We start from the raw sequence: 14,066 nt of genomic DNA, 5'->3' as shown, positions 1-14,066 counted from the left end.
GTTGTCAATACTCAAATTACCTTGTTCGCTTTCAGCCGTTATGGTAGTTGGCATTTATCAATTGATTGTGGCTTCCTCGTCATTTTGAAGTTCCCTGTGGCGGCTTTTCAATGGGTCCTTTCTGCCCGTTTTGGAAGCGATGTTCCTCTTTTGTTGAAGGCGGGCAATACCGCCAGCTTTTTATTTAGTGGCATCTACTTCCTTCCCATCATCCGGTTCCACAATTTACTAAACGCCTGATCCATATCCCGGGGCTGCTCCCGTCCCTGACGGGCATGCCATTCTCCGTCTTCGTCCTGCTCCAGAATGAAGTGGAAGACAAAGTCGGAAGGCTTCTCAAACGACTGATTAAGGGAGCCAAAGCGGAGGTCGTTGTACTGCAGTGCGGTATCGCCCCGCTCGAATACGCAGTAGTAGCCATCGGAAAACCACTGCAGCACCTCAAGGTCACGGGACCCTTCGGCAGGACGGAGCAGCTCATGCTGTTTGGGAATAACAGTAAAGCCTTTAAACACGGCCTCCTCATCCAGGATAGAGTACAGGCTGTGGTAATAAGCGGTGTCTCCCTCCGCAATCCCCTGCCAGAGCAGGTTGTTTAGGATGGTCGGGGACGTCATATAGCGCTCGTAGGGAATGTCTTCCCGTTGGAGAGAAGCTTCGAAGGTCCGGTTGATGTGCCATTTGTTGGCAAAGGTGAAGGCCAGATACAAGCTGCTCACTACGAGTCCGGCTATATTGAGGCGGGTGCGCAGCGCCTGACGTTTTCTGCCCGCAATAAATGCAGTGAGCAACAAGAGCAGGAAAGGTAAGGTATAGGCGGGGTCCGCTACCGAAATATTATTGAAAGCCACCCTGTAATCCCAAAAGGGCCGAAAAAGCTGCGTACCGTAGGTGGTACAGGCATCCAGTAGCGGGTGAGTGAAAATCGCCCAGAAGAACAACCAGCTCCAGTCGCGCCAGGTAGCTGCCCAGGGGTGGTCTGTGGTTCCCCGGATAGCCTGTACGCCCCAGCTGGCCAGCGGAAAAAACAGGATTGCTGCCGTGATGGCACCGGCCACTTTCAGAATTTCGAGCGGTGGGGCAGGCATCGTCACAGACCCTAGTGCAATCATGAGAAAAATAAGGGCGGTAGACAGCCCAAGTGCCTGCCCGATCCGCTGCCTTTTATAGATATGGTGCACCAGCCCCCCCAAAATAATAGGCGCCAGGGCGGCGAAGGCAAAGGAATGCGTGATCGCCCGGTGGAAAGCCAGCGCGCTGATCTCATCTGTGACCATATTGGCGAAGACATCAAGATCAGGGACGGTACCCCCAATTGCGCCCCAGAGCATAGCCCGGTTGCCGACTTTTTTGCCGAGCACCACCTCGCCTACGGCAGCGCCCAGCGTGATTTGTGTAAGTGAATCCATATCAGCAAACAGGAGCTGCGGCGCAGCTCCTGTGTCGTATTTTTTGGTTATGCCTTACAAACACCCTGGTAGGACGTTAGTTGTTAAAACCACCTAAAGCCAAGAGTAAATACGATTTGCCCAAGGTTGGCTTGCTGTTCTACCAGTTGCTCGGGGGCATCAAAAGTGAGGTAAGGTGCGTAGAGGGCTTCATTCATTTGCCGGCGGTAGGCCATATCCAGGAAGAAGGTCTTTTTGTGCAGCCCGAGGCCTGCGCTGATGATGCTGTTGGTGGTATCGTCGCCCTGCAACGGTGATTGCTGCAAAGTGTAACCGGCGCGCACCCGGAATTGGTCATAGGCATACTCACCGCCCAGGCGGAGGTTCCAGGCGCTTGTCAGCTCTTCAGCAATTGCAGCATTGACTTCCCTTTCAGCATCGCCAAAGCCATCATAGCGAAACTGGTTTTCGCCATAGTTCAGGTATTCAATCTCAGCAGAAATAAATCCGCCCCGTGGCACTCTTACCATCAGCTCCCGGTTACCATTGGCAGGCTTAAGGCTGCCATTATTGATGATAAACCCGGCACTGCCTATAAAGCGCCAGGGCGTCTGCAGGCGGTATTCGAAGCTGCCATCCGGCGACTGTGAAGTGAAATTAAAGTCGCCTTCCTGATCCGTATAGTTGTACCCCATACTTGCCGTGTATACATCATCCAGCCGCATAAAGGTGGGCGAATGTACAGCCATACCCAGGCGCAGCATTTGGTTGGCCCGGTAAATGGCGCCCAGTTTCAGGTTGATACCGGTACCACTTGTGGACAGGTTTTCATTATACGTCAGCGCGTTGAAAAATGGAATATTGCCATCCGCTTCCATTCCCCGGTCTTCCTCCCGGTATTCCTTATCGACTTCGTAGCGGATGATGGGCACACCAATTGTACCACCGATCATGAGCCGATCTTTGTAGTTGCCGGCAAAAGACAAGACAAACTCGTTGATGGCTCCACTCGTAAAGACATCCTGCCGCTTGAAGACGTTGGCATTGGGGGTGTTATCAAAATCAGAGGAGTAGAAATCATCACCACCAATTTGATACAGTGCCCCTACATCAAAAGCCAGTCCGGACTCAAAATCAGAAAACCCTGCTTCACTGTTAGCCTGCTCCTGGAACCGGTTGACGATAGAGCCGGGCGAGGAGCCTTCAAAGTAGAAGTCCTGATGGAAATTAGCCAGCCGGTTCACGCCAATGGCGAAGTTAGTTGCCCGCCAGTCGCGGTTAGTATTGGCATTAGCGAATACCACGCCGAAGGTATTCAGATTGAAATTAGCGCGGTTCTCTTCAATGCCTGTGCTGTTGTCATCATTGAGCAGCCTGGAAGTGGTGCTGGAATTGAAGACGCCCGGAGAAATAACAAATTCTGAGCCCCGGTACCAGCCTAGTCCGGCAGGGTTGGTGCTCATGACGGAAAAATCAGAGCCCATAGCGCCCATTGCACTGCCGGCTCCGATGGAGCGGGCGGTGCCGCCTACCTGAAAATTGGAAAGGCGCAGCGCGTCCGAAAAGTTTTGTGCCCACATCGTTCCGCTAAAGCAGAAGAGAAGGGCTGCAAAAGCGATCGTATACTTCATTAGGATAGTTTTTATTGGTCAACAAGTAGAGAGGGACGTAAGTGCGGTGCATAAGAAAAGGGGTGGGACCAGTTCATCGGTATGCTCCACCCCTTCTCTCGCTCGTCAAACGAAGTCAATATTGGTCAGACTAGTTTCCCCGGCTCCGGCTTGGGCTGGAAGACCGGCTGCTGCTGCCGCTGCTTCGGCTGCTGCTACTGCTTCGGCTTGGAGAGGAGTAGCTTCTGCTGCTGCTGCTCCGGCTTGGCGAAGAGTAACTCCGGCTACTGCTTCTGCTTGGCGAAGAGTAACTCCGGCTACTGCTTCTGCTTGGCGAAGAATAGCTTCTGCTCGGAGAGCTGCTGTTACTGCGGGGCGTGTAGGAGCGTGAGCTCCGGTTGTTGCTTGGCGAGTAACTGCGGCTGCTGCGCGAGCTGGAATTGCTGCGCGGCGTATAGCTCCGTGAGGAATTGCTGCGGTCGGAGCGTGGCGTATAAGTACGGTTGCTCCCACTGCTGCTATTGCCCCGGTCGTAACTTCGGCTACTACGTGGTGTGGAATAGGTCCGCGAGTTGCGGCTATTGCCCGAGCCACGGTCGTAGGTGCGTGGCGTACTGCCACTGCGGTCATAAGTACCACTGCTGCGCGGTGCGTTATAGTCGCGAGGCGTTGCCGTACGGGTTCGGGTGGAAGTCCGTGGTGCATTGCTACGGCTGGTTACGGCTCTCGAACGCTCCGGCGTCACGGTAGTCGTAGGTGACCGGTCATAGGTGCGCGGACGCTCGTAGGTACGGCTGACCTGCGCTGCATTAGGATTCTGATCGCTCCGGCGGTTGGGAGTTGTTTCCGCAGTGCGGGGAGATGCTCCTGCCCGGTTTACCGTTACATCTTTCGGTGTTGCGGTAGTCGGCGTACGGCCATCCTGCTGCAATCCGATGTCCCGGCGGGCCTGGCTTGGCCGGTTCACAGAACCATTGGTACGCGGACCATAGTAGGTACCCCTGCCATCGTTGTTATTATTATTGATGGTCACATTATTTACTGTATTGTAGGCGAAGCCGTTGCCCCAGGTTGGTGGGCAGTAGACACCGCCGCCCCATGCCCATGGGTTGTTCCAGCTGTTGAAGCCCCAGTCATTCCAACCCCATGGAGAATTCCAGCGGTTGAAGCCCCAGGGGGAATTCCAGGCATTAAAGCCCCACGGGCTGCCCCAGCCCCAGGTGTTGCCGAAACCAATACCAACATTGATGTTGATACCCGGGCCCCAGTTATTCCATCTGTTCCATCTGTTCCAGCGATTCCACCTGTTCCAACGCCAGGGCGAATCATAGATCAGTAACGTAGTGGCTGGATTAAAGAAAGGATCAAAATAGGCGTAGTCTACGTAGACCGGATCAAAGAATCCAAACCCTTGATAGGACCGGTGGAAGCGACGAATCCGGGAGGTGTATTCATAATCATAATACTCATCGTCGTAGTATTCGTCGTTATTCCGGTCGGAGGTGGAGGCATTACCATCATTAAAGCTGTTGCCATAATCATAGTAAGCGCCGTCCGTATCCGGATTGTAGTAAAGATCGTCGTACTGCGCGCCTATATCGCCCATACCCCAGACCAGGAACAGGGCGATCAACAAAGGCGATATCTTATAGCTTTTCATAAAAATTGTTTTTAATGTAATTACCGTTGCGCTCTTATTTCTTACAACACGTAATTTATTACTTTTGTGCCTAATTTTTAGTTAAAGCCCCTTTAAAACCGCGTTTGCACCTTGTTAAATAAAGGCTAATCGCGAATTAACAACTGTTAAAACGGGCTTTTGCGGAACAAAAGTACGGTATACAAACGGTTAAATCCTGTTAAAACAGCGGATAATAAGACAATTTTATGGCTAAAGCAATTACTCAGCGAAAAGACAACTACTCTCAGTGGTACCTCGATATTGTGAAGCGGGCAGGCCTGGCTGACCACTCTAAAGTGAAAGGCTGCATGGTGATTAAGCCCACCGGCTTCGCAATTTGGGAAAATATGAGGGACGAGCTCGACCGGATGTTCAAGGAGACCGGACATGTGAATGCCTATTTTCCGCTGTTTATCCCCAAAAGTTTCCTCAGCCGCGAGGCGCAGCACGTTGAGGGTTTTGCGAAGGAGTGTGCGGTAATTACCCACCATCGCCTGATGAATGACCCTAATGGCAACGGTGTGGTGGTCGATCCGGATGCGAAGCTGGAAGAAGAGCTCATTGTGCGCCCCACCTCCGAGACTATCATCTGGGATACCTACAAGGACTGGATCAACTCCTACCGCGACCTGCCTCTGCTGATCAATCAGTGGGCCAACGTAGTGCGCTGGGAAATGCGGACCCGCCTGTTCCTGCGCACCACAGAGTTCCTGTGGCAGGAAGGGCACACCGCTCACGCCACCCGCGAAGAAGCGATGGAAGAGGCCTTGCAAATGCAGCGGGTTTACGCCGAATTTGCGGAAGAATATATGGCCATGCCAGTTGTCAAGGGCATTAAGACCGCCAATGAACGCTTTGCCGGAGCGGATGAGACCTTCACCATTGAGGCGCTTATGCAGGACGGCAAGGCGTTGCAGGCAGGTACCTCCCACTTCCTGGGGCAGAACTTTGCCAAAGCTTTTGATGTGAAGTTTCTCAATAAGGAGAATCAGCAGGAGTACGTTTGGGCGACTTCATGGGGCGTTTCCACTCGTCTGCTCGGTGGCCTGATCATGACCCACTCCGACGACGATGGGCTGGTAATACCGCCGAAACTTGCACCTACGCAGGTGGTCATTGTCCCTATTCCAAAGCCCGGTCCGGAAATCGGCGAGGCGGCAGAAAAAGTAATGAAAGCGCTGCGCGGCCGCGGCATTCGCGTCAAGTTTGACGATGACGAAAAGAACCGTCCAGGCTTTAAGTTTGCTGAGCATGAGATGAAGGGCATCCCAGTCCGCATCGGCATCGGTAAGCGCGACCTGGAAAAAGGCCAGGTGGAAATCGCCCGCCGCGATACCAAAGAGAAGACCTTCGTGCCTATTGACGAGGCAGCGGCATATATCGAGAATCTGCTGGCCGAAATTCAGAACAACCTTTTCGAACGGGCGAAACAGTTCCGCGACGACAATATCACGAAGGTGGACAACTTCGATGATTTTAAGGAAGCGGTTTCCGGCAATGGCAACGCTGAAATCGAATCCTGGGGCGGCGGCTTTGTCTCTGCTCACTGGGACGGCACTACCGAAACAGAGCTAAAGATCAAGGAGCTGACCAAAGCTACGATCCGCTGCATCCCACTCGATAATGAAAAAGAAGAAGGGCAGTGTGTCCTCACCGGTAAGCCTTCCGGGCAGCGGGTACTGTTTGCCAAGGCATACTAAAAAAACGTTTTATCCGTCAAACAGGGCGCTTTTCCAATGAGTGGGGAGGTGCCCTGTTTTCATTTATTTGCCATCCATTTTTTTCTTCTTATTTTCGAGAAGCCCTTAATACTCAGCGCAGCATTGGCTAATACATTCAAAATTGCTCAATGGTGCCTTTCAAGCCATACTCATGCCCGGTTCACTCCATAATTTCCTTTCCCTTCGCCCGATTGCACTAGTCCTCCTTTTGGGCATTGCCCTGAGCGCATGCAGCCCCGGCCCACAACCCGTAGTCACCGTCAGCAAAGGCAGCCGCATCGCCATCATTGGCGGTAATATTTGTGCCCGTATGCTGCACTACGGGCACCTTGAGGCGGCTTTCCACCTGCGGCACCCTGATAGCCTTTTGTTTATACGGAACCTCTGCGACGGCGGTGATATGCCGGGGTTCCGTCCTCATCCGGCACGCAATACGCCCTGGGCTTTTCCGGGGGCTGAAGCTTACTACGAAGAGTTGGCCAACCCATCCCACAGCGAGGGGCACTTTTCCTATCCTGATGAATGGCTCGATACCCTCAATGCTGACATCATCCTGGCATTCTGGGGGTATAATGCGGCACAGTTTGGTCCGGACCGGTTGCCCACTTTCAAAGCGGAGCTTCGGGCCTTTATCCGGCACACCCTCGGGCAGGCTTATAACAATATCCACCCGCCCCAGCTAATCCTGGTGACGCCCACTGCTATTCAGGACCTTTCCGCTACCGCTGATTTGCCGAAAGGCCACCGCCAAAATGCCATGCTGTCGCTGTATACCGATGCTATTCAGGAGGTCGCAGTGGCAGAAGGCGTACCGGTCGTCGACCTTTTTGAGCCTTCCAAAGCATGGTATGCCGAAGGGCAGCCCCTGACCATCGACGGGCTGCAACTAAATGATGCAGGCAATCAGCGCGTAGCCAGCTACCTGGCCGATCAGCTCTTTGGCAAAAGCCCGGAAATCAGCGTCGAGCCCGACACCCTCCGGAAAGCCGTGCAGGACAAAAACTGGTTTTGGGCTAACGACTACAAAATTCCCAACAGCGTGCATGTGTACGGCCGCCGCTACGAACCCTACGGCCCGGACAATTACCCGGCAGAAATCCGGAAAATCCGGGCGATGACGGCAGTTAGAGATACGGCTATCTGGAAGCTGTTACAGGGCGAGCCCTATGACCTGAAAACCGCAGATGCCCGTACGCCCTACCTCCCGCTGGTAGAGACCAATTTTAAACCAGCCGATGGGCTAATGCCTTACCAATATGGCGCTGATGCAGAGGCTACGCTAACGGCAGCCCCTGGCTATAAAGTAGAGCTATTTGCCTCTGAAAAGGAATTCGAAGATCTCGCTAACCCTGTACAATTGTCTTTCGATAACAAAGGCCGGCTTTGGGTGGCAGTGATGCCTTCCTACCCCCACTACAAGCCCGGCGACAAGCGACCCAACGACAAAATTCTCATTCTGGAAGATACGGACGGGGATGGGAAAGCCGACCGGCAGACCACCTTTGCGGATGGGCTACACTTGCCTATTGGGTTTGAAATCGCCCCGGAAGGGGTGTACGTTTCTCAAGGCAGCAGCCTGGTATTACTGACGGACACGGATGGGGATGACCGGGCAGACCGAAGGGAAATTTTGCTTGGCGGTTTCGACGACCACGATACACATCACGCCATTAGTGCGTTTTGTGCGGACCCCTCCGGCGCCATTTTCATGGGGGAGGGCACGTTTTTGCACACCAACGTAGAAACAGTGTACGGCACTGTCCGTGGCACTAACGGCGGCTTTTACCGGTACAATCCCGCCCGGCATCGCCTGGAGCGCACCGCGCAATTGGCCATTCCCAACCCATGGGGTATTGCTTTTGATGCCTGGGGACAGCCCTTCTTCGCCGAAACCTCCGGACCGGACGTGCGGTGGATGTCACCGGGCACTATTGCACCGGTATATGGAAAAGCCAGCCCCAAGGCCGCTAATATCATTGAGGCGGCTCACCGGGTGCGCCCCACCTCGGGCCTGGAATTTGTATCGAGCCGCCATTTTCCAGATGAGGTACAGGGCGATTTGCTCATCAACAATACTATTGGTTTTTTGGGCACCAAGCAGCACCAAATGCTGGAAGCCGGGACCGGGTACAGCAGCCGCCACCGGCAAGACCTGTTGCAGTCTTCTGATCCTCACTTTCGGCCTGTCGATATGGAATTTGCGCCCGATGGCTCCCTCTATCTTGCGGACTGGCACAACCGCCTTATCGGCCACATGCAGCATAATGCCCGCGACCCCCTGCGCGACCATGCCCACGGTCGTATTTACCGGGTGACCTACCCGGGCCGCCCCTTCGTCAGCCCCGCCGAAATCGACGGAGCAGCTGTACCCACCTTATTGGATAACCTCAAGCTGCCGGAGTACCGCACCCGCTATCGGACCCGCCGCGAGCTTAGAGGCAGAAATGCCGCCGATGTCCTGCCCGCCCTGCGCAGGTGGACAGTAAATTTGGACACATTGGATGCCGGGTACGAACGACATCTACTCGAAGCGCTTTGGGTCAGTTGGGGGCTCAATCAGGTAGAGGAGCCTTTGCTGCGGCAGTTGCTCAAAGCCAAAGATTACCGGGTGCGGGCAGCAGCGGTGCGCGTTTTGCGTTATACCGGGCATCAGGTAGCCGATCAGGCAGACTTGCTGTTAGCATGTGCCGGTGACCCAAATGGGCGGGTGCGCCTGGAGGCTGTCGTAGCCGCTTCCTGGCTGGAGCCTGCCGTTGCCCGGTCTGTGCTGGAACGTGCCGAACAGGAAGCCGTGGATGAGTGGATGGAACCGGTATATGCCATCTTGCGCGAACGCCTCTACACCGATAGGCCCGTTGCATCAGCGGGCCTTGAAGCTACCCTTAGCCCCGGGCAACAGGTGTACGAACGCGAAGGCTCCTGCATTACCTGCCATCAGCCGGATGGTAAAGGGCTTACCGCTTCCGGATTCCCGCCCCTGGCCGGATCAGAATGGGTAACAGGCAGCAAGGAGCGCCTGATCAAGCTAACGCTGAAAGGGCTGCACGGCCCCATTGAGGTCAATGGGCAAACCTATCCCGGGCAGGTGCCTATGACCGCTTTTGAGGGCTTATTGAGCGACAAGGAAATCGCAGATGTGTTATCTTACGTACGCAATGCCTTTGGCAACAGCGCTACGCCCATAGCTCCGGCAGAGGTTAAAAGGGTACGCACTGCAGTTGCGGAGAAGGAAGGCTTTTACCGCCCGGCAGAGCTGCTGGGCCAACACCCAAAATAGAAACAAACCATGAAGCATACGCTGCTGTTATTGTCCACCCTGCTGCTGCTTTGGAGTTGTGCCGGGGAGCAAACCCCTAAAGCGCCAGAAGGCCCACCTCCTTCCTATGCGACTTACGGGCCGGCATCTGAAACAACGGAACGCCTAAAGGTCATACTGGTGAGCGGGGATGAGGAGTACCGCTCGGAGGAAGCCCTGCCCCAACTGGCCCAAATCCTCGCACAGCGGCATGGCTTTGACTGCACGGTGCTCTTTGCGCAGCATCCGGAGCAGCCCGGTATCATCAATCCCAACTACGTTTACCATATTCCGGGGCTGGAGCAGCTGGAAGAGGCAGATTTGCTGGTGCTTTTCACCCGGTTCAGGGAGCTGCCCGATGAGCAGATGGGGTATTTCAAAGCTTACCTGGAGGCAGGGAAACCGGTTATTGGGCTTCGTACTGCCACCCATGCGTTCCGGTTCAGGGATACGCTCAGCCCGTGGAGTCATTGGGGCAATTATTATCAGGGAGAGAAGGAGGCCTGGCACGGAGGGTTCGGGCAACTGGTGCTGGGCACCAACTGGCACAGCCACCACGGGCACCACAAGCACCAAAGTACACGGGGTATCATTCCACGGGAGGCGGCGAAGCATCCCGTGCTCAATGATATTCAGTCGGGTGAAATATGGGGCCCTACGGATGTGTATGGTTTGTCCGGGCCATTGGACAGTACAGCCACACCCCTGGTTTACGGGCAGGTGACAGATAATACCAGGAGTTACGATGAGTCTGATGTGATGTACGGCATGCGGGAAGACCAATGGGCGATTGCCTCTACCAATCCGGCGAGCGAGCGTTTCTACAATCCCAATCAGCCGATGATGCCCGTAGCCTGGCTGAAGCCCTACCAGTTACCGGGCGGGCAAGCTGGGGAAGCCTTCGCCTGCACGATGGGCGCCTCTACGGATATGCTCGACGAGGAGTTTCGCCGCCTGTTGGTGAATGCTGTTTTTTACCTGACCGGGCAGCCGGTGCCGGAAGCCTCGAATGTGGATACCATAGGCGATTACCAGCCCACAGCTTTCCAATTTCACGATGATGCGTACTGGCAGGAGCGGCAGCTTAGAGTGCCCGCTTCAATGCCATAGCGTAGCCCAGGTGGAGGGCTTCGTGCAATGCGTTGAAAGCAACCGCTTCTTCAATATTAGTGAGTTCTACCCCATAGCTGGTAGGATAGGATTCGAATGTTTGGAACAGGCCCGCCTCCAAGTCGGCTTCAAGCTGGTCCAAGGTGCTTTCGGCAAGCCTTTTGAGCCCTTCCAGTTCGGCCGTGGTATGCACTTTTTCCGGTTTTGTTCCTTTGCGGAACGCTGCCAGTATTTCCTCTCCTACTTTGGGCTCCAGCCCGGATAAGCTATAGGTGAGCAGCTGTTGTGTGGCAATGATGTGCCCGAAATTCCAGATCAGGTTATTATTGAAGCCTTCCGGGATGTGGTTAACAGCTTCAAGGCTCATGCCGGAAAGCAGCCGGATGAAGTTGGCCCGGGTTTGGCGGGTGGTGGACAAATTCATAATTGGTGGTTCGTTTTTATTAATGAGCTTCCCGCCAGTTCTTCCCTTCACCCATTTCTACCAGGATAGGCACATTAAGGTTAGGGATGGCGTTGACCATATGCTCTTCTATGATCGGCTTGATGGTGTCGAGCTCTGACTTGTGGGCATCAAAGACCAGTTCGTCATGCACCTGCAGGATCATCTTTGACTTGAATTGCTCTTTTTCAAAAATATCGTTGATGCGCACCATGGCGATCTTGATCATGTCCGCGGCCGTACCCTGTACCGGGGTGTTGATGGCGTTGCGTTCGGCGTGGCTGCGGAGTACTCCATTTCGGGAGTCGATATCGCGCAGGTAGCGGCGGCGGCCCATCAGGGTTTTGACGTAGCCGTCCTTCCTGGCTTTTTCCACAATACCGTCCATGTAGCCTTTCAGGTCCGGGTAGCGGCTGAAGTACTGATCGATCAGTTCTTTGGCTTCACTGCGCTTAATGCCCAATTGCTGGGACAGGTTCGTAGCGCCCGCCCCGTAGATGAGTGCGAAATTGACGGTCTTAGCCCGGTAGCGCTGCTCTCTTGTGACCTCCTCATAGGGGACGTCGAATACTCGGGCGGCGGTGGCAGAGTGGACGTCTTTCCCCGACTTAAAGGCTTCCAGCATGGCTTCTTCCCCGCTCATCTCTGCGATTAGGCGCAGTTCGATCTGAGAATAGTCGGCGGCAAGAAGGACGTGGTCTTCGTCGCGCGGGATAAACGCCTCCCGCACCCGGGCCCCCTGCGGTGTCCGAATTGGGATGTTCTGCAGGTTAGGGTTGTTGGAGCTCAGCCGGCCAGTAGCGGTCAGCGCCTGATTGAAGGAGCTGTGGATGCGCCCGGTAAGCGGATTGATGAGTTTAGGCAGAGCGTCTACGTAGGTAGATTTCAGCTTGGTCAGGCCTCTGTAGTCCAGTATTTTCTGAACGATGGGGTACTCTCCGGCCAGTTCTGCCAGCTTCTCTTCACTGGTGGAGTATTGTCCGGACTTGGTTTTTTTGAAACGGTAAGGCAGCTCCATCTTCTCAAAGAGGACTTCCCCAACCTGACGGGGGGAGGCCACGTTAAATGCGGTGCCTGCATCCTCATGGATTTCCTTTTCCAGCTGATCGATTTCCTTCGCCAATTCTTTGGAATAAGACTTGAGGTAGTCGGCATTGAGCCGTATGCCCTCGTGCTCGATATTGACCAGGGCGCGCACCAGGGGCGCTTCAATTTCTTCGTATAGTTTTTGAAAGCCTTCTTTCTCCAGTTTAGGCGCCAGGTAATCTCTGAGCTGAAGGGTGATGTCGGCATCTTCGGCTGCGTAGTCTTTCACCTCTTCCGGCGGCAGGTCGCGCATGGTCTTTTGCTTCTTGCCCTTTTTGCCGATGAGGCTTTCGATCTCAATCGGCTGGTACTTGAGGTAGGTCTCCGAGAGGTAGTCCATATTGTGGCGCAGCTCGGGCTCCAGCAGGTAGTGGGCGATCATGGTGTCGAAGTAGGGCCCTTTGACTTCCACGCCGTACCTACGGAGCATGAGGGCGTCGTACTTGAGGTTTTGGGCGACCTTTTCGATGTTTTCGTCCTCCATCACTGCTTTGAACTGTTGCACCAGGCGGGTCGCTTCTTCATAGCCTGACGGCACGGGCACATAATAGGCTTCGTGGGCCTTCACAGAAAAGGACATACCCACCAATTCTGCCTGTGTGGCATCGATGCCGGTCGTTTCTGTATCGAAACAGATGCTACTGGCTTCCATCAGGAGCTGAAGGAGCTCAGCCCGTTTTTCTTCGCTATCTACCAAGTGGTAAGCATGCTTGGTATTGCCGATATTTTTGTCGGCTACAGAATGAGCTGGTGGTGCTTTGACCTCCGATTTGATTTCGCTCTGCTGATTGAAGAGGTCGCCCTGTGCATTTTCCTGCGGTACTTGGTCCTCTCCCAGTATCTGCCTGGCCAGGCTTCGGAATTCCAGTTCTTTGAACAGCTCGGCGAGGCGGTCATTGTCCTGCCCCTCGATTTTGTAGGCCTCCGCATCAAACTGAATGGGTACCTGGGTTTCGATAATGGCCAGCTTTTTGGACAGCAAGGCCTGCTCCCGGTGTTCTTCCAGGCGTTCCTTTTGTTTGCCTTTGAGCTGGTCTGTGCTGTCCAGCAGGGTTTCCATGGAACCAAATTGTGCCAGGAGCTTGGAGGCGGTCTTTGGGCCAATGCCCGGTACGCCCGGAATATTGTCCACAGCATCGCCCTGCAGCCCCAGCATATCGATGACCTGCTCGACCCGCTCCACATCCCACTTCTTGAGGATCTCCGGCACGCCCATGATATCCACGCCATTGCCCTGACGAGAGGGTTTGTACAGGAAGACATTATCAGATACGAGCTGTCCAAAATCCTTGTCCGGCGTCACCATATAGACTTTGAAGCCCTCCTTTTCGGCCTGCTTGGCCAGGGTGCCAATCACATCATCTGCTTCGTACCCATCTACGGTGACGATAGGGATGTTGAAGGCTTTTACAATGGCTTCGATATATGGAATGGCGACGACGATATCCTCCGGCTGTTCCTCCCGGTTGGCCTTGTAGGGCTCATACATCTCATGCCGGAAAGTGGGGGTGGATAAATCAAAGGCAACAGCGATGTGGGTCGGCTTCTGATCGCGCATGAGGTCCCAAAGCGTCCGGGTGAAGCCCATGACGGCCGAGGTATTGACCCCCTTGGAATTGATCAGTGGGCGGTTGATGAATGCAAAGTGCGCCCGGTAGACCAGAGCGTGACCATCCAGTAAGAAGAGTTTTTTTTCGTCTGCCATTCGTTTTCGTCTGCGTTTTTAGCTTTTC

The 14,066-nt window shown here is 54.4% G+C and carries 8 protein-coding genes; 3 read left to right on the top strand and 5 right to left on the bottom strand.

The features are described 5' to 3' along the window. Positions 1–194: 194 nt before the first annotated feature. From IX84_RS33295 to IX84_RS30800, 3 genes are all read right to left on the bottom strand, one after another. Positions 195–1,409 carry a metal-dependent hydrolase gene (locus IX84_RS33295; protein WP_044218308.1) on the bottom strand — a complete coding sequence of 405 codons (1,215 nt, stop codon included), beginning with the start codon at positions 1,407–1,409 and terminating at the stop codon, positions 195–197. Positions 1,410–1,492: 83 nt separating this feature from the next. Continuing rightward, complete coding sequence (locus tag IX84_RS07690) at positions 1,493–3,019, bottom strand: OmpP1/FadL family transporter (protein ID WP_044218305.1); 1,527 nt, start codon at positions 3,017–3,019, stop codon at positions 1,493–1,495. Between the two features lie 130 nt (positions 3,020–3,149). Further along, the gene (locus IX84_RS30800) at positions 3,150–4,658 is read right to left on the bottom strand and encodes a hypothetical protein (protein ID WP_052515857.1); all 1,509 of its coding nucleotides are present in this window, start codon (positions 4,656–4,658) and stop codon (positions 3,150–3,152) included. 227 nt (positions 4,659–4,885) lie between these two features. Between IX84_RS30800 and proS the strand changes: the two genes are divergently transcribed. The 3 genes from proS to IX84_RS07670 all read left to right on the top strand — a co-directional run bounded on the left by proS (position 4,886) and on the right by IX84_RS07670 (position 10,805). Continuing rightward, complete coding sequence (gene proS, locus IX84_RS07680) at positions 4,886–6,379, top strand: proline--tRNA ligase (protein WP_044218301.1); 1,494 nt, start codon at positions 4,886–4,888, stop codon at positions 6,377–6,379. A 172-nt stretch (positions 6,380–6,551) separates the two neighbouring features. Beyond that, a complete protein-coding gene (locus IX84_RS07675) occupies positions 6,552–9,677 on the top strand; it encodes a PVC-type heme-binding CxxCH protein (RefSeq protein ID WP_052515879.1) in 3,126 nt (1,041 codons plus the stop codon). Positions 9,678–9,686: 9 nt separating this feature from the next. Continuing rightward, positions 9,687–10,805: a ThuA domain-containing protein gene (locus IX84_RS07670; protein WP_044218298.1), complete on the top strand. Its 1,119-nt coding sequence runs from the start codon at positions 9,687–9,689 to the stop codon at positions 10,803–10,805. Here IX84_RS07670 and IX84_RS07665 read toward each other — a convergent pair. Beyond that, entirely contained in the window at positions 10,780–11,229 is a 450-nt protein-coding gene (locus tag IX84_RS07665; protein WP_044218296.1) for a DinB family protein, read from the bottom strand. The two genes, IX84_RS07670 and IX84_RS07665, sit on opposite strands and share 26 nt — an antisense overlap. A 19-nt stretch (positions 11,230–11,248) precedes the next feature. Continuing rightward, positions 11,249–14,038, bottom strand: coding sequence for a DNA polymerase I (gene polA / locus IX84_RS07660; RefSeq protein WP_044218292.1), 2,790 nt, complete (start codon positions 14,036–14,038; stop codon positions 11,249–11,251). Between the last annotated feature and the right edge of the window lie 28 nt (positions 14,039–14,066).

The sequence above is a fragment of the Phaeodactylibacter xiamenensis genome (genome assembly GCF_000759025.1).
In the GTDB taxonomy this organism is placed as follows: Bacteria; Bacteroidota; Bacteroidia; order Chitinophagales; family Saprospiraceae; genus Phaeodactylibacter; species Phaeodactylibacter xiamenensis.
The sequence above is the reverse complement of the archived record's forward strand: the minus strand, read 5'-3'. Positions and strand labels throughout refer to the sequence as shown.